Origin of the sequence: Sphingomonas sp. Leaf208, from assembly GCF_001421415.1 — a bacterium.
In the GTDB taxonomy this organism is placed as follows: Bacteria; Pseudomonadota; Alphaproteobacteria; order Sphingomonadales; family Sphingomonadaceae; genus Sphingomonas.
In genome coordinates this window covers 30,779-50,315 of sequence record NZ_LMKH01000007.1, presented here as the reverse complement: position 1 = coordinate 50,315, position 19,537 = coordinate 30,779, and the positions used below count along the sequence as shown (strand labels likewise).

The window sequence follows — 19,537 nt, the reverse complement described above, 5'->3', positions numbered from 1 at the left end:
CGTCGGAGGAAGGACAGCGCGCGCTGCTGGCGGACACGCCGCTTGGGCGCAAGGCCTCGCCGGACGAGATAGCCGACGCCATTGTCTTCTTGGCCGGAGACGGATCGCGTTACATGACGGGCTCCGAACTGGTCGTCGATGGCGGATCCACCGCACAATAGGAGACAGTCTTGAAGATCAACGACATAGCCGCCATCGTCACCGGTGGCGCATCCGGACTAGGCGGCGCCACCGCTGCGATGCTCGCGGCCAGAGGGGCCAGGGTAACGATCGTAGATCGGGATCGTGACGCCGCAGAGTCTCACGCCACAGCAATCGGCGGGCGCGCCGCGATCGTCGACGTAACGGACGACGCCGCCATCGAAGCTGCACTCGCCGAGGCGGAGCAGGCCCACGGCGTCGCCCGGATATTGGTCAATTGTGCCGGCGTAGCGCCCGCGATCAAGACCGTCGGCAAAGAAAACGTTCCGCATCCGCTCGACGCCTTCCGCCGCGCCGTCGAGATCAACCTGATAGGCACCTTCGCTATGATTGCCCGCTTCTCGGCGAGACTGGTCGCGGCCGAGCCGATCGGTGAGGAACGCGGCGTGATCGTCAACACCGCTTCGGTGGCCGCCTATGACGGACAGGTAGGCCAGGCAGCCTATGCCGCCTCGAAGGGTGGCGTCGTCGGCATGACGCTCCCCATCGCTCGCGACCTTGCGCAGCATCGCATCCGGGTGATGACGATCGCCCCCGGGATCTTCCTGACGCCGATGCTCATGGGCCTGCCACAAGCGGCGCAGGATTCGCTGGGAACGCAGGTGCCGCACCCTAGCAGGCTCGGGAAACCAGACGAATATGCCGCGTTGGTCGAAGCGATCCTAACCAATCCCATGCTCAACGGCGACGTGATCCGCCTGGACGGTGCGATCCGGATGGCACCCCGATGAGCGGCACCACCATTGCCGCAGCCGTGGCAGGCTTCGTTCGCGACCAGGTGGTGCCGTACGAACACGATCCCCGGCGTAACGCGCACGGTCCTTCGGACGAACTCGTCCAGGAGTTGCGCAATCTGGCGCGTGCGGCCGGAGTCCTGACCCCGCATATTCTTTCCGACGGCAGCCACCTGTCGCATAGAGATACGGCTAAGGTGCTGCGCGCTTCCGGGTTGTCGCCACTCGGGCCATTGGCGGTCAACGTCATGGCACCCGACGAGGGCAACATGTATCTGCTCGGCAAGGTCGCCAGCACCGAGCAAAAGACGCGCTTCCTCTCGCCGCTGGTGGACGGAACGGCGCGATCCGCCTTCTTCATGACGGAGCCAGCGGCCGATGGTGGCGCCGGCTCGGATCCGTCGATGATGCTCACGACCGCAACGCAAGATGGAAACCACTGGGTCGTCAATGGTCGCAAGGCGTTCATCACGGGCGCCGACGGTGCCAAGGTCGGCATCGTGATGGCGAAAGCCGACGAAGGTGCGACGATGTTCCTGGTCGACCTGCCCGATCCTGCGATCACGATCGAACGCGTGCTCGATACGATCGACAGTTCCATGCCGGGCGGTCATTCGGTTGTCGCTGTCACAAACCTGCGCATCCCGGCCGACCAGATGCTTGGCAATCCGGGAGACGGCTTCAAGCTCGCGCAAGTTCGGCTGGCGCCCGCACGGCTTACCCATTGCATGCGGTGGCTGGGTGCCTGCGACCGCGCGAACGAGATCGCGACCGACTATGCCTGCCGCCGCCACGCGTTCGGCAAGCCGCTGGTCGATCACGAAGGGGTCGGCTTCATGCTTGCCGAGAATCTGATCGATCTGAGACAGGCCGAACTGATGATCGATTGGTGCGCCGACGTGCTCGATACGGGCGCGCTTGGTACCGTGGAAAGCTCGATGGCAAAGGTTGCGGTCAGCGAGGCGTTGATGCGCATCGCCGATCGTTGCGTGCAGGTCATGGGCGGCACCGGCGTGACCGACGACACGATCGTCGCGCAAGTCTTTCGCGAGGTACGCGCCTTTCGRATCTACGACGGTCCCACTGAATCTACATCAAGCTTACCGATCCGGTGGTCCGATCGNATGCGCATCGCCGATCGTTGCGTGCAGGTCATGGGCGGCACCGGCGTGACCGACGACACGATCGTCGCGCAAGTCTTTCGCGAGGTACGCGCCTTTCGGATCTACGACGGTCCCACCGAGGTCCACAAGTGGAGCCTTGCCAAGAAGATCAAGCGCGACTGGCGCGACGCCCAAGGTCCGGTTCAAACATGAACGGCTTGCTGTTCGAGCGCGTTGGACCAGTGGCTTGGCTGACCCTCGATCGCCCTGACGCAGCCAACGCGATAGACGTGCCGATGGCGAAGGCGTTGATGGAGACTACGATCGAGTGTGACGAAGACCCGGCGATACGGTGCGTCATCTTGACCGGAAACGGCCGCATGTTCTGTGCCGGTGGGGACGTCGCCGGCTTTGCAAAAATGGGTGATGCGTTACCCGCGCACATCAAGCAGACGACTGCGTATCTGCATGCCGCCATCACTCGCCTGGCGCGAATGGACAAGCCGCTCATTACGGCAGTCAACGGTCCAGCGGCGGGTGCTGGTATCGGGCTTGCCGTCATCGGTGACATCGTGTTGGCAGGCCCCGAGGCCCATTTCACGATGGCGTATACCGCACTCGGAATGTCGCCAGATGGCGGTACAAGTTGGCTTGTTCCACGTCTCGTAGGATTGCGACGGGCACAGGAACTATTCTTCTGCAACACACGCGTCTTGGCGACCGAAGCCGCCAAGATGGGACTTGTGACGCGCGTCGTAGAAGGCGGCAGCCTCAGAGAAGAGGCAACGGCATTGGCCGAAAAGTTGGTGACCTCCGCCACATCGGCACTGGGCGCAACGCGGCGTTTGTTATTCGATAGTCTGGTCACGCCGCTCGAAACACATCTCGACGCCGAAGCACGCAGTATCGCAAGTCAATCGCGACGGTCTGAAGGCCGCGAAGGCATCGCGGCCTTCCTGAGCAAACGCAAACCGACATTCCAAGGTGCTTCTTAGCCCTGTCTACACCGCGTTGAACGACAGAAATTCTGGAGATTGTATGACTTCGCCGATCCGCTCCGAACGCCATGACGACGTGCTCGTCATCACCTCGAACAACCCGCCGGTCAACGCGCTCGGCGCCGCGGTCCGCCAAGGCCTTGAGGCGGCGATCAAGGAAGGCTTGAACGACGACAGCATCACCGCGATGGTGATCCGCTGCGACGGCCGTACGTTCTTTGCGGGTGCGGACATCACCGAGTTCGGCAAGGAGATGGTCGAGCCCGGCCTGCCCACCGTCGTCGACATGATCGAGGCGTCGTCGAAGCCCGTCGTCGCGGCGATCCACGGCACGGCGCTCGGCGGCGGCTGCGAAGTCACGCTCGGTTGCCATTACCGCGTTGCCGTCCCCTCGGCCAAGATCGGCACGCCCGAAGTGAAGCTCGGCCTGCTCCCCGGCGCGGGTGGCACGCAGCGTATTCCGCGCATCGCCGGCGTGAAGCTCGCGCTGGAGATGACCGCGAAGGGCGATCCGATCTCGGCCAAGAAGGCGCTCGACGCCGGCCTGATCGACAAGATCGTCGGCGAGGATTCGCTTGAGGCCGACGCCGTTGCATTCGCGCGCGAGATCGCGACCAAGCGCCCCCTGCCCCGTGCGTCCGAGAAGACGGCGCAGGCCGATCCCGAGGCAGTCGCCGCGTTCAAGAAGGAGAATGCGCGCCGTTTCCGTAACTTCGACGCGCCGGCGGCCAACATCGCTTGCGTCGAGAAGGCCGCCGACGGCTCCAGCTTCGAAGACGGCATGGCGTTCGAACGCCAGGAGTTCATGAAGCTTATGACGGGCGTCCAGTCGGCCGCACAGCGCCACATCTTCTTCGCCGAACGCCAGGCCGCCAAGATCGACGACGTTCCTGCGGACACCAAGCTCCGCGAGATCAAGCGCGTCGGCGTGATCGGTGCGGGCACGATGGGCGGCGGCATCTCGATGAACTTCCTGTCCGCAGGCATCCCCGTGACGATCGTCGAGATGCAGCAGGACGCGCTCGACCGCGGCACCGGCGTCGTCCGGAAGAACTATGAGGCGACCGCCGCCAAGGGCCGGATGAAGCCCGAGCAGGTCGAGCAGGCAATGGGCGCGCTGAAGCCGACGCTCGACTTTGCCGACCTCGCTGAGTGCGACCTGATCATCGAGGCCGTGTACGAGACGATGGAGGTGAAGAAGGAGATCTTCACGAAGCTCGACGCGATCGCCAAGCCGGGCGCGATCCTGGCGTCGAACACCTCGTATCTGGATATCGACGCGATCGCGGCGTGCACGAAGCGGCCCGAGGACGTGGTCGGGATGCACTTCTTCTCGCCGGCCAACGTGATGAAACTGCTCGAAGTTGTACGCGGTGACAAGACCGCTGACGATGTGCTGGCGACGGTCATGGCGCTCGCCAAGAAGATCAAGAAGGTCGCTGTCGTCGCCGGCGTCACCTACGGGTTCATCGGTAACCGGATGCTGATGCCGCGGCAGGTCGAGGCGACCAAGCTGCTGCTCGAAGGCGCGAGCCCCGAGCAGATCGACAAGGTCCATGTCGCGTTCGGGATGCCGATGGGGCCGTTCCAGATGAGCGATTTGGCGGGCGTCGACATCGGCTGGCACCGCGATCCGAGCCGGATCGAGAACATCCGCGATGCGTTGGCGGCGGAGAACCGCTGGGGCCAGAAGACCAAGGCGGGCTTCTACGATTACGACGAGAAGCGGACGCCGTCGAACTCCCCCCGCGTCGCCGAGATCATCGACGACTTCCGCAAGAAATCGGGCGTAACGCCGCGCGAGATAAGCGACGAGGAGATCGTCGTGCGGACGCTCTACACGATGGTGAACGAAGGCGCGCTGATCCTCGAAGAGGGCAAGGCGCAGCGCGCGTCGGACGTCGATGTGGTGTGGATCTATGGCTATGGCTGGCCGGTGTACCGCGGCGGGCCGATGTTCTGGGCGCAGTCCGAGGGGTTGCCGAAGGTCGTCGCGGGGCTCGAGCAATACGGGTTCCCGGTAGCGGAGTCGTTGAGAAATGGGATACGCTGATCTTAGCATGCGCTGCTGTGCGGCATGCCGATGTGGCCCCGTCCGCCCGCTCCCGTCCGTGATTAGGTGGTACAACACAGGCTGCGAAGCCCGATGATCCCGTCGCCGGCCCGACAAGTGAGCAGAACGCTGACCGGGCGGCTCGCGCTTGTCACGGGCGCGGGTGGTGGTCTCGGCCACGCAATCGCTCGGAGCCTCACTGAGACTGGTGCGGAAGTGGTAGTTCACGGTCGTGACCGGGGGCGGTTGGAAGCGGTCGTCGCCGAATTGGTGGATGCGGGCGGCTATGCCAAGGCAATTGTCGTCGACCTAGAGGACGAGAGCGCCCTTCGCGATTCCGTAACAGCGCTCGGTCCGATCGACATACTCGTCAGTAATGCGGGTCTACGCGATCGACGTCCCCTCGCTGAACTCGACCGCGCCGCTTTCCGCCGGCTGCTCGAAGTAAACCTTGTCGCTCCGTTTGACCTCGTGCGAATGGTGGCACCGCAAATGCGAGAAGGTGGGCGGATTATTACGATCACATCAATTGCCGGACAGATCGCGCGCGCTGGTGACGCCGCTTATACCGCCACCAAGGGCGGGCTTGAAGCGCTGACCCGCGCGCTCGCTGTCGAACTGGGCCCACGTGGGATCACGGTCAACGCGGTCGCGCCGGGCTATTTTGCGACTGATGCCAATGCGCCGATGGTGGCCAGCGAGGAGATCGCGGCGCACCTTGCGAGGCGCACGTCACTCGGCCGCTGGGGTTATCCTGCCGAGATCGCCGGAGCGGTCGTGTTCCTCGCCTCGCCGGCAGCTTCCTACATTACGGGCCAGGTAATTGCCGTCGATGGCGGATACCTTGCCCACTTTTAGGCCGTAGCTTGGTCGGCGTCGAGCGTATCGACCCAGAACCGGACGTTCGAGGCCGCATCTGGACTCCCCGAAAGCGGCCGTTCGTTCAGCAGCAGCTTGTTCCACGATCGCTGACCGCTGACCGTTGAACGTTGTTAGCAAGGTTGCTCCAACCCGAGAACCGCGTCACGATCCTGGCATGAAGGGTGTGTTCGAAATCAGCGGTGCATCGCGCTACGACGACATGATCGCGGAGCGGTACCATTTCCCACGCATCTACCTGCGCGCAGCCGAAGCATGCGTCGGCGATTGGATCATCTACCGCGAAACCGGCTCGGCGGGTGGGCGCAAGGCCTATGTGGCGGCCGGCCTGGTGCGCAGCATCGACCCTGATCCCGCCGACCGCACGCTCTTTTACGCCCGCATCAGCGACTTCATCGAGTTCGATCGTCCCGTGCCGTATCGCGATCCTGACGGCCGCTTTCTTGAGCGTATGCTGCGCGAGCTGGACAACCCCGCCGTCGTTGGTCGGACACTACGCGGTCGATCGGTTCGAGGCATTGATGATGCTGACTTTGCTGCCATCGTGAACGCCGGCTTGGTCGACACGTTATCGCCCGAACACGCGATCCGGCTCGAACTCGATCCCCGCCACATCGACGCCTCCACGGCCGCATTACTGGCCTCACCGCCCGACGAGCGGCGCGTGGCGCAGCTACTGGTCAACCGCAAGGTGCGCAGCGCCGCCTTCCGCGGCCATGTGCTGGACGCATATGACAACCGTTGCGCGGTGACGGGGCTGCGTATGGTCAATGGCGGCGGAAAGGCCGAAGCTCAGGCCGCGCATATCTGGAGCGTCGCCGATGGCGGGCCGGACGTAGTGCAGAACGGCATTGCTCTGTCCGCGACCGCGCACTGGTTGTTCGACCGTCACCTCATCAGCCTCGACGATGAGTGCCGGCTGCTGGTGTCGCACAACAAGGTGCCGTCCGAGCTCATTCGGCTGTTCCCACAACCGGGCGAGCGCGTTCGCCTGCCGGTCGATCCACGGCTCCACCCGCGCCCCGACTATGTCGCTCGGCACCGTGCCCGTTTCGCGGGCCTCGACGCTTGAACAGCTACCTCGACGTCGTTGCTGCCTATGACGGCCAAGCCGACATGCTAGCCGAGCGGTACGAGGCGGTATCATCCGAGCGCATGCTGGCGGAGGTGTTGCCGGTTATCCCTGACGGCAGCGACAGCAAGCTGGCGCTCGACGTCGGCGCCGGCACAGGACGTGACGCGGCCTGGCTCACCTCACGAGGCTACGAGATTGTGGCGGTCGAGCCTGCTGCAGGTATGCGCCGGATCGCGGCCGAGAAGCATAGAAACGACGGCGTAAGGTGGGTGAACGATACCCTGCCCTCGCTCGACCATGTCCATGGGCTTGGACTTGCCTACGATTTCGTGCTGCTGTCAGCCGTTTGGCAGCACGTCGCGCCTGCCGATCGGCCCCGTGCCTTCCGCAAACTCGCCACTCTGTTGAAGCCGGGCGGTGTGCTGGTGATGACGCTGCGCCACGGTCCCGCCCCGTCCGGTATGCAGATGCACCCGACCTCAACCGCCGAGATCGAGGGGCTGGCCCGGGCACATGGGCTGGAGGTGTTACGGGTTGCGACATCCAGCGATCAGGGCGGACGCGCCGGTGTGACATGGGACGTCATAGCGCTACGCATGCCCGATGACGGCACCGGCGCGCTTCCTCTGGTGCGCGGCATCGTCTTGTCCGACGAGAAGTCATCCACCTATAAGCTGGCACTGCTCCGAGCCGTGGCACGCATCGCCGAGTATGCGCCTGCCGCAGCTACGCCAGCGCCCGAGGGCCGCGATGCAGTCGAAGTGCCGCTGGGCTTGGTCGCACTGAACTGGCTTAGAATGTACCTGCCCCTGGTTCGGGCGAGGCTCCCGCAGATGCCGGGTAATGTCGGCATTGAGCGACTGGGCTTCGCCAAGGACGGGTTTGCAGCACTGCTCGCGCTCGGCACGGCACCGGTCGAGCTACGGATTGGTGCGGTCTTCGCCGGCGAGCAGGCCCACGCCATCGCTTCCGCGCTGTCCCGGGCTGCTCACACAATCGCCAAAATGCCGGCGACCTTCACCCGCTATCCCAACAGTGACATGCAGGTGTTCGGCGTCAGCCGCGGGCGGCGGGGCGGTGCATCCGCAACCGTGCTCGACCTTGAGACGCTGCGCGGCTGGGGCCTGATCGAGGTGCCGGGCCACCTGTGGCGGGCTATGTCGCGGTTTGGGTCCTGGATCGAACCCATGCTGGTCGCTGAATGGTCCCGCCTCATCCGCGTCTATGCCGACCGTATGGGTCTGGCGGTCGCGCCCGGCGCTGCAGAAGCCGCCCTGGCGTGGGTAGAGCCGGTTCGCACCACCGCTCTTGGTCGCGACGTGCTCCAGCGGCTGCTCGGTCGCGGGCAGCCGCTCGAGTGCGTCTGGACGGGACGCCCCCTCAAGCCGAACAGCTTCGACATCGACCACTGCCTGCCATGGTCGGTTTGGCCATGCGGGGATCTGTGGAACCTGATGCCGGCGCACACCCGAGTTAATCAGCACGAGAAGCGCGACCGCCTACCATCGGCCGCTGCAATGGCAAATGCGCGAGATCGCATCATCGGCTGGTGGGAGGCAGCCTATCTGGAGGATGACGCGCTTCGACCTCGTTTTCTGCGTGAGGCCGCTGCGGCACTGCCACTAAACGATGCTGTAGGGTCCACAGCTGTCTACGATGCGCTGGACTGGCGACGTCTGCGACTATGGCAGGACCAGCAGGTGCCGCAGTGGACACCTGCGAACGCATTGACCTGACCGCCCCACAATGCGACATTCAGACTTGGCCTAAGCTTTCCCAAAAGCCGCCACTTATTCATGTTTGAGAGAAAGCCGGGCTCACCCACCTGGAACATCGAATCCGATGAAGCGAAGCGCTTTGGCCATGCGTCCGTTCATAGGTGGGCAGCGTTCCGGGTGAACCGTCCCGAAAAGCTCGAGCGCGCAAAACCGTCCGAACAGGCCAAGCTCGTATCGGGGCAAGTAGAGTGCGTCGTGCAGACGCTCGATGAAGTCGCCGTCCCCGTATAGCAGATGAGCAAGCGTTTTGCGCACCCGTGCTGCGTCGCCGCCGTTCGCGGTCCAGAACGCCGTGGGCAAATTCGATAGACCGCCCTTCGTGAATCGGAGTTGTTCGGCGAAAGCGTGGAGGGCGGTAAGCCCATCGGCGATCTCTTCGGGTGAAAGGCCAGCGATGCGCTCCGCCGATCCGAAAGCAGCATCGACTCTGCCAAGCCAGTCTAGATAGTCGTCGGGAACCCGTGACTGCTCCGCATCCCGCCACGCTTGGCCGGCTTCGATCACGATGGCCCGACGCTGCTCCGGCGCGCGTAGCGGCGCGTCCCGCCAAGCGTCGTCACCTGCCACTCTCGTCAGACGCAGCCAGTTCAGGAAGCGGTTGGTTTCGTTCGCGAGGCCGGCTCCGGCAAGTTCCGGACGGCGGAAGTGGTTCGCCACGAGGATACCCTCGACTTCCGAGAAGGCGGGCCGGTACTGCTCGTAAACAAGCTGACGCAGGTCCTCGAGAAAAATGCGCTCGCGACTGGGACTTCGGCTGTCGACCGAGATATTCGCGGGTTGGTTCTTCCCGACGGCCGCTTCGATCTCGGCGTCGGCGTCCCCATACTTACGGCGAACCATCGTCCACGACGACTTGAATGCGGCTAGCTTCTCGTCGGTCAGGACTGCCGCGCTTTCCCATAGATCACGGAACAGCTGCTTAACCTCGTCGATAGCGTCCGAATCCTCGGCTCTGTCGAGACATACGACCGCCTCTCGATTGCTCATCATGCCACCATCTGTCAGATTGGAGGAGCCGACCATCGCGATGTCGTCGAAGATGAATATCTTCGCATGGAAGCGGGACGTCAGGAACCGGATAGAGAGACCGGGAAGGTGATGCAGCTTCTCCAGCTCGAACGGCGAAGTCGCAGAGTTCAGGCCCACAATTAGCCTCACGCTGCGCCCCGCCTGGACCGCCGCGAGTATGCGGGCGCCGTCCGTAAAATACGGTGCCGCCAAGAGCACATTGCGGGCGTTCCGGACTCGATTGTCGAAGGCGCTTCCGACAAAGTTTCGGGAGGCATTGGTGAAGACCCGTCGCATTGTAGCCCTCGCGGTCGTGGATGGCGCCTCTCGCCGAGGGCCTAATTACTCTACGGTATCGCAACCATTTGCCAAACTGGAAGCGACGCGCACTGATCCCGAGCCGGACAAGTAGCCCCTTCTCTCAGGGCGCGTCACCAGGCCGCGCACCAACGTAGCCCCACCCTCGGCGCGTCGACCCACAAGTGGACACTCACGAGCCATTTCCTCTTTCCACATTTCTGCCGTTCGTTCATCTTCAGCCTGCACGAAATGTCGCCGATTTTCGAACTCAGAGCGGCTTTGTACGCGAGAGCCATCCCGTCCAATGGTCATGCCTGAGTGAGACGCATTCGATCTATCAGCGGTGTGGATGAGCGTCGAAAGCGAGCCCCTGCAGGGAAACAACCGACTGCAATCTTTTGAAAAATGTCGGTCAGGAAAGGGTTCTGATCGGCGCCGATCTTGTCCCCTACCATGTAGGTTTTCGAGGTAGTTCCAATAAATTAGCGATACTTTGCCATGGCAGAGCTTTCGACGCCTATCCACAACCGGCGCCATCGAATGATGGGAGCACAGATCTGGTCTTCGCTCGGTAAAATCGTGACGGAAATATCGGGGCCATGCATCTATGTTGTGGTCAGGAGTGAAATGAGGCACGTAACTACTGAACTCGTAAACTGGGTTGCCCAGCGGATTCTGCCGCATGAGCCAGAGTTGCGACGGTGGCTCCGGGCCGGATTTCCTGGCGTTGATGTCGATGATGTCGTCCAGGAAGCCTATTGCCGGTTGGCCGCGTTGGCAGATTTCAAGCGTGTAGAGGATCCGCGTCGTTATCTGTTTCAGACAGCACGCAACGTGGTTCTGACCGAGCTGCGCAGGGCTCGCGTCGTGCGTATTGAGGCCGTTGGAACCATTGCCGATCTCGAGCTTGCGCTAGCTGCCGACCATCTGTCACCTGAACGTATCGTCGCAGGGCGGGGACTATTAGCGAAAGTCGAACATCTTCTAGCCGCGCTTCCAGAGCGAAGCCGAACCATCTTTCGCATGCGAAAGGTCGAAGGACTGTCGCAGCGGCATATCGCAGAAGAATTGGGCGTGACTGAGATGATCGTTGAGAACGATCTGGCACGGGGATTAAAAGTTATCCTTAGTGGCCTTTCAACAGATGACAGGGCAGACTTGCCATCGCGAAACGAAAGGAACCGCAATGCGCGACCATCCTGACGCTATCGACGTTGCTGCAGCGCGGTGGGTCGCGCGGCTGGATCGCGCACCAGACGATGCGAACTTGGCAGGCGAGATCGACCGTTGGTGTGCAGAACATCCGCGCCACGTTGGTGCCTTGCTGCGTGCCCGTGCTGTTTGGAGTGGGTTGGACGCGGCCGATGCCCGCATAGTAGAGAGACCGTTATTCTCTCGTCGGCGAGTACTGACGGTCAGCGGGGGCTTAGCGGTTGCTGCCGCGGCCTTAGGCGTGGTCTGGCTAGAAACGCACCGCAGTATGGGCATAGAAACAGCTGTCGGTGAACGCCGTCTAGCCAGGCTTGAAGACGGATCAACCATCGTTCTCAACACCGCTAGCCGGACTCGTGTGCGAATGACGCCGGAGCATCGGTCGGTAGCGCTTGACGATGGCGAGGCCTGGTTCGCGGTAGCAACGGATCATGCTCGACCGTTTGTGGTCTCTGCGGGCGACGTGCGGGTTCGTGCGGTTGGAACGGCCTTCGCGGTTCGCCGTTATCTGGGCCGCGCTGAGGTGACGGTAACGGAAGGGCGTGTTCGAGTCTGGTCGGTTGCTGCCCCAGAACGCTTCGTCATGTTAAGCGCTGGCAAGCAAGCAAGCGTAGCAGATGTGTCCGGTACCGCCGAAACCGTCGTCGCAAATGCGAAGCCCGCCGAGTCATTAGCCTGGCGACAGGGTGAAATCATACTCGATGGTATGACTTTTGGCGACGCTGCAGCCGAGTTCAACCGGTACAATAGGCGACAATTATCCGTCGATACACAACTAGCCGAGCGCAGGATCGTGGGTTGGTTTCGCACCGATGATCTGGACGGGTTCGCACGCGCGGCTGCGATAATGACGGGTGCGAAGATCGAGAGAGACGGCACTGATTTACGGATCGTAAAATAAATCTCGCAAATCCTGACGGAAACAGGAGCGCGACGCATCTTCCCTGCAGACGCGCTAAAGACGCGGTCGGCAGATCGTAAGGGGAGGATTATAATGCGTTCGCAGTTCTATATGGGCCTTATGTTGACCAGCGTCGCGGTTGCCGCATCGCCAGCAGTTGCTTTCGGACAGACCCGAAACTTTGATGTCGCCGCCCAGTCGGCATCGACCGGTATCGTCGCATTCGCACGCCAGGCGGGCATCCAGATCATTGCGCCTGAAGACGCTACGCGCGGTCGACGGATCGTCGCAATCAAAGGCAATCTTGCAGTCGCCGACGGCCTCCGCCAGATCGCTAACGCCTCCGGTCTCAAGATCGTGTCATTCAATGGCCGCACGGCTGTGCTCGCGACTGGGGTTATGGCGGCACCCCGCTCGACAACTCAAGTATCAATTTCAGTTGCGCAGGATACAACCGCCCCAACTGCGGTGGGCGCATCTGATGAGAACGCGGACATAGTCGTCACAGGGCAAACATCCCGTAATCGAGCTCTAATAACATCGTCAGCTGATATTACGCTAGCGTCGCGCGCCGATATCGACCGCAAGGCTCCGCGGTCGACCGCGGATATGCTTGAACTTATCCCCGGCATTTTCGTCGAGTCGACCGCGGGCGCCGTATCGAACAATTATTCGGTGCGCGGCCTGCAAGGTGGCGGCCAGCGCTTCATCCAGCTGGAAGAGGACGGCATGCCGATCCTGTACAGCGGCGGCGGTGCCGACTTCTTCTTCGACCAGGACCTGACGATCGATCGCCTCGAAGCGGTAAAGGGTGGCTCGTCAGGCGTATTGACCGTCAATGGTGCCGGCGCGACGATCAACTTCATTTCCAAGACGCCGAACTTCACGCGTACTGAAGCGATGGCGCGCGGCAGCTACTATAATTACGGCCAGAAGCGCGGCGAAGTGTATCTATCGTCGCCGATCACCGACAAGCTGGCGTTCAACATCGGCGGCTATTTCCAGTCGAGCCCCGGCGTGCGCGACAACCCGTTCGACTATCGCGGCTGGCGCATCAAGGGCGCGCTGGAATATCGCCCCGAGGCCGGTGGCTATATCCGCATCTCCGCCAAGGGCGGCGATATCGAGAATGCGTTTTACGCAGATCAGCCGTATCGCTTTATAGATGGCGAGCCGAGCGGTATCCCGAGCCTCAGCACCCAGTTCGGCAATGTCGGCGGTGATGCGTTCAAGAGCATCCAGGTCCCGGTCTCGACTTTCGCGCATCCAAGCGGCTTCCGCGAATTTCGCTATCAGGATGGCATCAAGGCGAAGACTGCTCAGTTCCGCATCGACATGGAAACGCCGGTCAGCGACAGCGTCAACCTGTTCCTGCACAGTCGCTATCTGAAATACTCGTACGACTTCAACGGCCTGTTCCCTGGCTCGGGCACTGGGAATGCCGGTCTGACCAGCGCCGTCAACTATCTGACGCCCGGCGCCGGTTCGCCGATCAACGACCTATTGACCGCGGGCCGAACGGCGTTTCCGACCGCGACGCGCTTCGGCATCCGCAACCTGCGGACCGGCACGGTGCTGGGCAGCAACCAGACCACGGACCTGAATGCGCTGAACGGCAACGGCTTCCTCCAGCGCACGACGCTCAACCACGATTACATCGACGGCAAGGACTTCGGTCTGAACGGCGGCGGCACGTGGGAATATGAGAGCGGCGGGTTCAAGAACTCGCTGACCGTCGGCGCGATGTATTACGACGTGACACGCGAGCAGGACCAGTCGGCGACGGCAAGCGTCGTCAACGACGTGCGGTCGAACAGCGACATCTACGACATCGTCGCGCTGAACGCGGACAATGGCGTCGTCGGTACGCTGTCCGATAACGGCCTGGTTTCGTATGGCGACTGGGGCGCTGGCATCCGCACGCGCAAGGACTCCACCGTCTCGTTTTATGCCAATGACGAACTGTCGATCGGCGACCTACATCTCGACGGCGGCATCCGCTGGGAGCGCGACTCTGCGACGTTCCTGGACGGTCAGGCAGCGGCGGTGAACCAGCCGGTGCAGCCAAACGTGCCCGGGCTCATCCGCACGGTCGGATCGACCTTCGACGGGACCTTTGCACAGACGCAGCGGACGCAGTCGAAGGCAGCGTACACCGCCGGCGCGAACTATCAGTTCACGCCGAACCTCGCGATCTACGCGCGCTATGCGAACGGTTTCCAGACCAACAATACCGATCCTATCACGACGATCGAGCTGTACGAGGCTGGTGTCCGCTATCAATACCAGCGCTTCATCAGCGGCTCGGCGACCGTTTTCCAGACCAACTTCAAAAACCAGAACTACAACTTCGCCAACCCGACCAACCCATCGCAACAGCAGAACATCAACGCTGACCTGCGCACGCGCGGCGTCGAAGTGGATGTGAACGTCCGTCCGATCACCTGGTTCTCGGTGGATTTCCAGGGCGTGTTCCAGCAACCCAAGCTGCTCAACCTCGAGATCGACGGCGTTAGCCAAGGTGCGCAGTACGAAGGCAACCGCCCCGAACGCACGCCCGCCAAGCTGTTCACGATCACGCCAGCGATCAAGCTGCCGAATGGCTTTGGCGAAGTGTACGGTCGCTACAAATATGTCGGGCGCATTTTCGCCGATGCCGGCAACGGGGTCGCGCTCCCCAGCTACGGCGTGACCAGCGCGGGGATCACGATCAACGTCAACGACCGGATCCAGGCGAACTTCAACGCCGACAACATCTTCAACGTCGTTGGCCTGACCGAGGGCAATCCGCGGCAGGGCCAGACACAGGCGGTAACCGATGGCTATTTCTATGCCCGCGGCATTGTCGGCACGACCTATGGCGGATCGGTCACGCTAAAATTCTGATCGACCGACGATGTGAGGGTTCAAACGGGGCGGCGAGCAGGCAACTGTTCTGCCGCCCCTTTTCGCGGAGTGACAATTATGAAGACGATAGCGCGCATGGCGATGGCGGGTGGCCTCGCACTCCTCACCTGCGCCGCGGCGCCGATCACGGCTCGACCGGAGCTTGCGTATCAGTTGACCGAAGGAAAGAACCTCAACGCCTTCGTCCGCGACAAGGCGGTGGCGGCGCATGTCCTGCTGCGCAACGGTGACGATCCGCGCATCCTGGTAGCGTTTCCCGCGGGCAACAGCGGTGTCGGCCTGTGGTTCGCGAACACCGCACGTCCCGTCACCTGGCGGCTGGACCAAGCACCGCTACCGCTGAACCGCGGAAGCCTGCACGGCATCGTCGCGGTAGCGACCGCCGATGCGGCGCGGTTGGTTCCAAAGCAGGCGGTGTTGTCCAACATCCGCTTCCTGCGCGACTATCAGGCGGTCAGTACGTTTCCTGCGGAGCTCGCCGCGACGTCGGTAATCGCCGGGGACACAATCACGTGGCGCCGCAAGCGGCTCGACGGCGCGGCAGGCTATGAACTGACGCTGCGGGTTGTCGAGGGGCGGATCGACCAGGGCGCGATCATTGCTGGCGCGAACGGGCAAATCCGGTTGGAGATCACGGCGCTGACCGGCGACGGACCGTTGACCCCGATCCCGGCGGCGGAGTTGCTCAATGCGACAGCGGCCGCCGATCCCGCTGCGCGCAACGCGCTTGCGTTTCTCAGCTACCGGGAGAAGTTCCTGGCGGGTTCCTGGCGCTTCGATACCTATTTCGGGCGCGACACGCTGATGTCGTTGCGGCTGCTAATGCCGGCGCTCAAACCCATCGCGATTGAGTCGGGCCTCAATGCGGTCATCGCGCGATTGTCACCCGGCGGCGAAGTCGCGCATGAAGAAGGGATCGGTGAATTTGCGATCCTCGCCAATCGCAAGGCGGGCCGCAGCGGTGACGCCGCCGAACTCGACTATGGCATGGTCGACGACGATTACATGCTCGGGCCGGTCGCCGCCGACTATCTGCTCGGGGCGGGCAAGCAGCGCGCGTCCGCCTATCTGGCCGCACCCCTCGCGAGCGAGAGCCAGAAGGGGCGCGGCGAGACGGTCGGTGCGGCGCTGGTCCGCAATCTCCGCTTCGTGCTGGCGCAGGCGAATGCGTTTGCCGCAGCCCCATCGGCCCGCAACCTCGTCGCGATCAAGCCCGGGCGGATGACCGGCGAGTGGCGCGACAGCGAGGAGGGCCTTGGCCGCGGCATTTACGCGTATGACGTGAACGCCGCCCTAGTCCCCGCGGCGATCGAAGCGGCAGATCGCCTCGCGCAGGCCAGACTACTCGACAGATATCTGTCGGCGGGCGATCGCGCGGCGTTTGGGCGGGCCGGCACGATGGCCGAAGTCTGGCGGACAAAGGCACCCGCGCTGTTCCGCGTCGAAATTCCTGCTGCAACGGCCGCGGCGGACGTGCGGCGCTATGCGGCGACCCTTGGCGTGCCCGCAGCACCGGCGCTGGCGGCACTGGGCAAGGCCCCCGTCGTATTTCATGCGCTATCTTTGGGCGCCGATGGCGAGCCGGTTAAGATCGTCAATTCGGACGAGGGCTTTGCGCTGTTGTTCGGGCGACCGTCGTCAATCGATCTCGATACCTTTGTGGGCGGGATCATGCAGCCCTTCCCGGCGGGTCTGATGACCGACATCGGCTTGCTGGTAGCTAATCCGGCGTTCGCCGATGGGGCGGCACAGGCGCGCTTTACGCCCGCGGCATATCACGGCGCAGTCGTCTGGTCGTGGCAGCAGGCGTTGCTGGCGGCGGGGCTTGAACGCCAGTTGCAGCGGACTGACCTGCCCGCGGCGACCCGGACGCGGCTCAGGACGGCACAGGCGGCGTTGTGGCGCGCAATCGCGGCAGGCAGGACGATCCGCGGATCGGAACTCTGGTCTTGGGCGTACAAGGACGGCGGCTACCGCATCGTCGCATTCGGCGCGGGCAAGGCCGATGTCGACGAATCGAACGCGGCGCAATTATGGAGCACGGTCTATCTGGCCGTGCAGCCGCCCGGAACTCGCTAACCGGCGAAGAAGCCAGTGATCGTCAGGCGTCCGGTTTGCGGGTCGGACGCCAGCGACACGCCGTCCGCGATCTCACCCGAATGCAGCAGGCTGCTGCGATACAGCAGCGCACGATTGTACACGCCGTCGATGCGCGCGATCCGTTCGAACAGCTGCGTGTCACCGGCGATATAGGACTCGGGTGCGCCGTGCTTCACCAGATCCCGGTTAAGCGCGGCGAAATAAGTATCGCGGCGACTGGCGTCGATCGTCTCGAACCCGGTCGAACGATGCCGGTAGAACGCGGTACCGCCGGTTTTGTCGGGCACGAGATAATGGATCAGCGCCAGCCGTCCAGGCTCCACCGCATCAACGTGCGGCAGGCGTTGCTCGATCGACAGCGCGGACGGCGCCATCGTCACGATTGAGAAGCGCGCCTCCAACACCGACAGCCCGGCCGACATCCCAAAAACCTGCTTCGCGATCGTCGCGATGAGCGCCCCTTGATCGCGCATATAGCTATCGGGAAGCGTTGCCGCGATGCCGGGGTAGTGTCGTCCTGCCGGGCCATAATCCTGGGTCGCGGCAAAAACTCGCAGCGCGTGGGGATCGGGGACGAAGTGGTCGATGACGACTACCGGCTCCCCTTCCTTACCGATACGGCGCGCCCGCACGTCGGGCGTCGTCATCTCGCGGCGACCTGCGGGGCAACGAGCGCTGCGATGGCCGCGTCATGCAAGGGCAGCGTGGGCGTCGCGCGCGCGATGACCGTCTCGATCTGGTTGAGCTGGCGGCGGTTTGTCGCCGCATCGAGGGTATCGGCCAACGGCGCATGGCCCAAGGCGCCCACCCCCTGCCCCTCCAGCACGGCGAGCCAGCTTGCCTCGCGGAACAGTTCGTCGGCACTCAACATCAGACGTCCGGCGCGCGTATATTGCGCCATCTTGTCGACCAGCGTGGGAGGCGGCGTCATATGACGAGTGTGTTGCCAGAGCGGCGCGTCATGGCCCTGCGTCGCGTGATAGTGCAGGATCAGAAAGTCGCGAATGCCGTCCATGTCGCGCGCGAACAGCGTGTTGAACTGACGCGCCAGCGCGGGGTCGCAATCGGCATCCGGGAACAGCGTGATAAGCTTGGCGATGCCACTCTGGATCAAGTGAATACTGGTCGATTCGAGCGGCTCGAGGAACCCCGATGACAACCCGATCGCAACGACATTGCCGCGCCATGCCTCGCGCCGGAACCCTGCGGTAAAGCGCAGCATGCGTGGATCCGCCAGCGCTTCGCCATCGAGGTTGGAGAGCAGGGTCGCCACCGCCTCGTCGTCCGACACGAAGCTGCTCGCATAGACATAGCCGTTGCCGGTGCTGTGCTGGAGCGGGATCCGCCACTGCCAGCCGGCGGGGCGCAGCGTCGACCGCGTAAACGGCGTCGTCGCGGCGATGCGCGCGCACGGCACCGCGACTGCGCGGTCGCAAGGTAACCAGTGCGACCAGTCCTCGAACTGCGCGCCCATCGTCTCGTCGATAAGCAGGGCACGGAAGCCTGAGCAGTCGATGAAGAGATCGCCTTCCAATCGCTCACCCCGGTCACTTGTCAAAGCGGTCACGAAGCCGGTTTCGGGATCACGCTCGATATCGCGCAGCATGCCCTCGTGCCGGACGACGCCGCGTTTTTCGGCAAGTTGGCGTAAGTGGCGGGCGTAGAGGCCAGCGTCGAAATGATAGGCATAGCCGAGCGTTGACAGGATCGACCGTGGGTCGTCCACGGGCTTCGCGAAGCGGCCGGCGGCGGCAAGCTGCGCGACGAGTGAATAGGTTGAGAGCGGCCGATCGAGCCCATCCCCCTTGGCCCGCAACCAGTGCTGATGGAACGGTACTGGTCCAAGATCGACGCCGTAGCGACCAAACGGGTGGAAATACCGCGTGCCGGGTCGCGCCCAATCGACGAATTCGATGCCCAGCTTGAAACTCGCTTTCGTCGCCGCGACGAACGCCTCCTCGTCCAGTCCGACCAACTGGTTGAACCAGTGGATCGTTGGGATAGTCGCCTCGCCGACACCGACGGTGCCGATTGCGTCGGATTCGAGGATGCTGATCTTGACCAGGTCGCCGAATGTGGCGCTCAAAGCCGCGGCGGTCATCCACCCCGCGGTTCCTCCGCCAAGGATTACAAGACGTTGCACGCGCTTCATGCTACGTAGTCCTGCGCAATTTCTTTTGGATAGCAAGCTGCTTCCTTACCCGTGCCCCGCACGACGGTCAGCATTGACAGGTGCCCAATGCCCTGAAGTCCCGGTTGGCCAGCGGCTTTCAGCTAGCGTGTGATCG

The 19,537-nt window shown here is 63.1% G+C and carries 15 protein-coding genes and 1 pseudogene; 13 read left to right on the top strand and 3 right to left on the bottom strand.

Features of this window, described 5'->3' with window-relative positions; all coding sequences use genetic code 11:
* From ASE69_RS05340 to ASE69_RS05305, 9 genes and pseudogenes are all read left to right on the top strand, one after another.
* Positions 1–161: SDR family oxidoreductase (locus ASE69_RS05340; RefSeq protein ID WP_156362169.1), on the top strand; the 161-nt coding region annotated here is incomplete at its 5' end.
* A 9-nt stretch (positions 162–170) separates the two neighbouring features.
* On the top strand, positions 171–932 hold the full coding sequence (locus ASE69_RS05335; protein ID WP_056484070.1) for an SDR family NAD(P)-dependent oxidoreductase: 762 nt from the start codon (positions 171–173) through the stop codon (positions 930–932).
* Positions 929–2,058, top strand: a pseudogene (locus ASE69_RS05330) (acyl-CoA dehydrogenase family protein); the annotation flags it as partial. The gene ASE69_RS05335 and the pseudogene ASE69_RS05330, both read left to right, overlap by 4 nt.
* Position 2,059: 1 nt before the next feature.
* A partial coding sequence (locus ASE69_RS21820; protein ID WP_268795480.1) for an acyl-CoA dehydrogenase family protein occupies positions 2,060–2,251 on the top strand: 192 nt, incomplete at its 5' end.
* Positions 2,248–3,033 carry an enoyl-CoA hydratase/isomerase family protein gene (locus ASE69_RS05325; protein ID WP_056484064.1) on the top strand — a complete coding sequence of 262 codons (786 nt, stop codon included), beginning with the start codon at positions 2,248–2,250 and terminating at the stop codon, positions 3,031–3,033. The genes ASE69_RS21820 and ASE69_RS05325, both read left to right, overlap by 4 nt.
* A gap of 43 nt (positions 3,034–3,076) precedes the next feature.
* Entirely contained in the window at positions 3,077–5,089 is a 2,013-nt protein-coding gene (locus ASE69_RS05320) for a 3-hydroxyacyl-CoA dehydrogenase NAD-binding domain-containing protein (protein WP_056484061.1), read from the top strand.
* Positions 5,090–5,182: 93 nt separating this feature from the next.
* Entirely contained in the window at positions 5,183–5,947 is a 765-nt protein-coding gene (locus ASE69_RS05315) for an SDR family oxidoreductase (RefSeq protein WP_056484058.1), read from the top strand.
* A 178-nt stretch (positions 5,948–6,125) separates the two neighbouring features.
* Positions 6,126–7,040, top strand: a complete 915-nt coding sequence (locus ASE69_RS05310) for an HNH endonuclease (protein ID WP_056484055.1) — start codon at positions 6,126–6,128, stop codon at positions 7,038–7,040.
* Positions 7,037–8,779: a class I SAM-dependent methyltransferase gene (locus ASE69_RS05305; RefSeq protein ID WP_056484052.1), complete on the top strand. Its 1,743-nt coding sequence runs from the start codon at positions 7,037–7,039 to the stop codon at positions 8,777–8,779. Before ASE69_RS05310 ends, ASE69_RS05305 begins: the two co-directional genes overlap by 4 nt.
* 81 nt (positions 8,780–8,860) lie before the next feature.
* Here ASE69_RS05305 and ASE69_RS05300 read toward each other — a convergent pair whose 3' ends face one another.
* Entirely contained in the window at positions 8,861–10,126 is a 1,266-nt protein-coding gene (locus ASE69_RS05300) for a phospholipase D family protein (RefSeq protein ID WP_056484050.1), read from the bottom strand.
* A 501-nt stretch (positions 10,127–10,627) separates the two neighbouring features.
* On the opposite strand from ASE69_RS05300, the gene ASE69_RS21125 reads away from it, so the two are divergent.
* From ASE69_RS21125 to ASE69_RS05285, 4 genes are all read left to right on the top strand, one after another.
* A complete protein-coding gene (locus tag ASE69_RS21125) occupies positions 10,628–11,332 on the top strand; it encodes an RNA polymerase sigma factor (protein WP_235518150.1) in 705 nt (234 codons plus the stop codon).
* Complete coding sequence (locus ASE69_RS21120; protein ID WP_082452905.1) at positions 11,316–12,242, top strand: FecR family protein; 927 nt, start codon at positions 11,316–11,318, stop codon at positions 12,240–12,242. Before ASE69_RS21125 ends, ASE69_RS21120 begins: the two co-directional genes overlap by 17 nt.
* A gap of 93 nt (positions 12,243–12,335) precedes the next feature.
* Positions 12,336–15,128: a TonB-dependent siderophore receptor gene (locus tag ASE69_RS05290; RefSeq protein ID WP_056484044.1), complete on the top strand. Its 2,793-nt coding sequence runs from the start codon at positions 12,336–12,338 to the stop codon at positions 15,126–15,128.
* A 78-nt stretch (positions 15,129–15,206) separates the two neighbouring features.
* Complete coding sequence (locus ASE69_RS05285; RefSeq protein ID WP_056484041.1) at positions 15,207–17,228, top strand: hypothetical protein; 2,022 nt, start codon at positions 15,207–15,209, stop codon at positions 17,226–17,228.
* Here the strand turns inward: ASE69_RS05285 and ASE69_RS05280 are convergent.
* Both ASE69_RS05280 and ASE69_RS05275 read right to left on the bottom strand, forming a co-directional pair.
* On the bottom strand, positions 17,225–17,896 hold the full coding sequence (locus ASE69_RS05280) for a DUF6445 family protein (RefSeq protein WP_056484037.1): 672 nt from the start codon (positions 17,894–17,896) through the stop codon (positions 17,225–17,227). The genes ASE69_RS05285 and ASE69_RS05280 overlap by 4 nt on opposite strands.
* Positions 17,893–19,401 carry a tryptophan halogenase family protein gene (locus ASE69_RS05275; protein ID WP_056484034.1) on the bottom strand — a complete coding sequence of 503 codons (1,509 nt, stop codon included), beginning with the start codon at positions 19,399–19,401 and terminating at the stop codon, positions 17,893–17,895. Before ASE69_RS05275 ends, ASE69_RS05280 begins: the two co-directional genes overlap by 4 nt.
* Between the last annotated feature and the right edge of the window lie 136 nt (positions 19,402–19,537).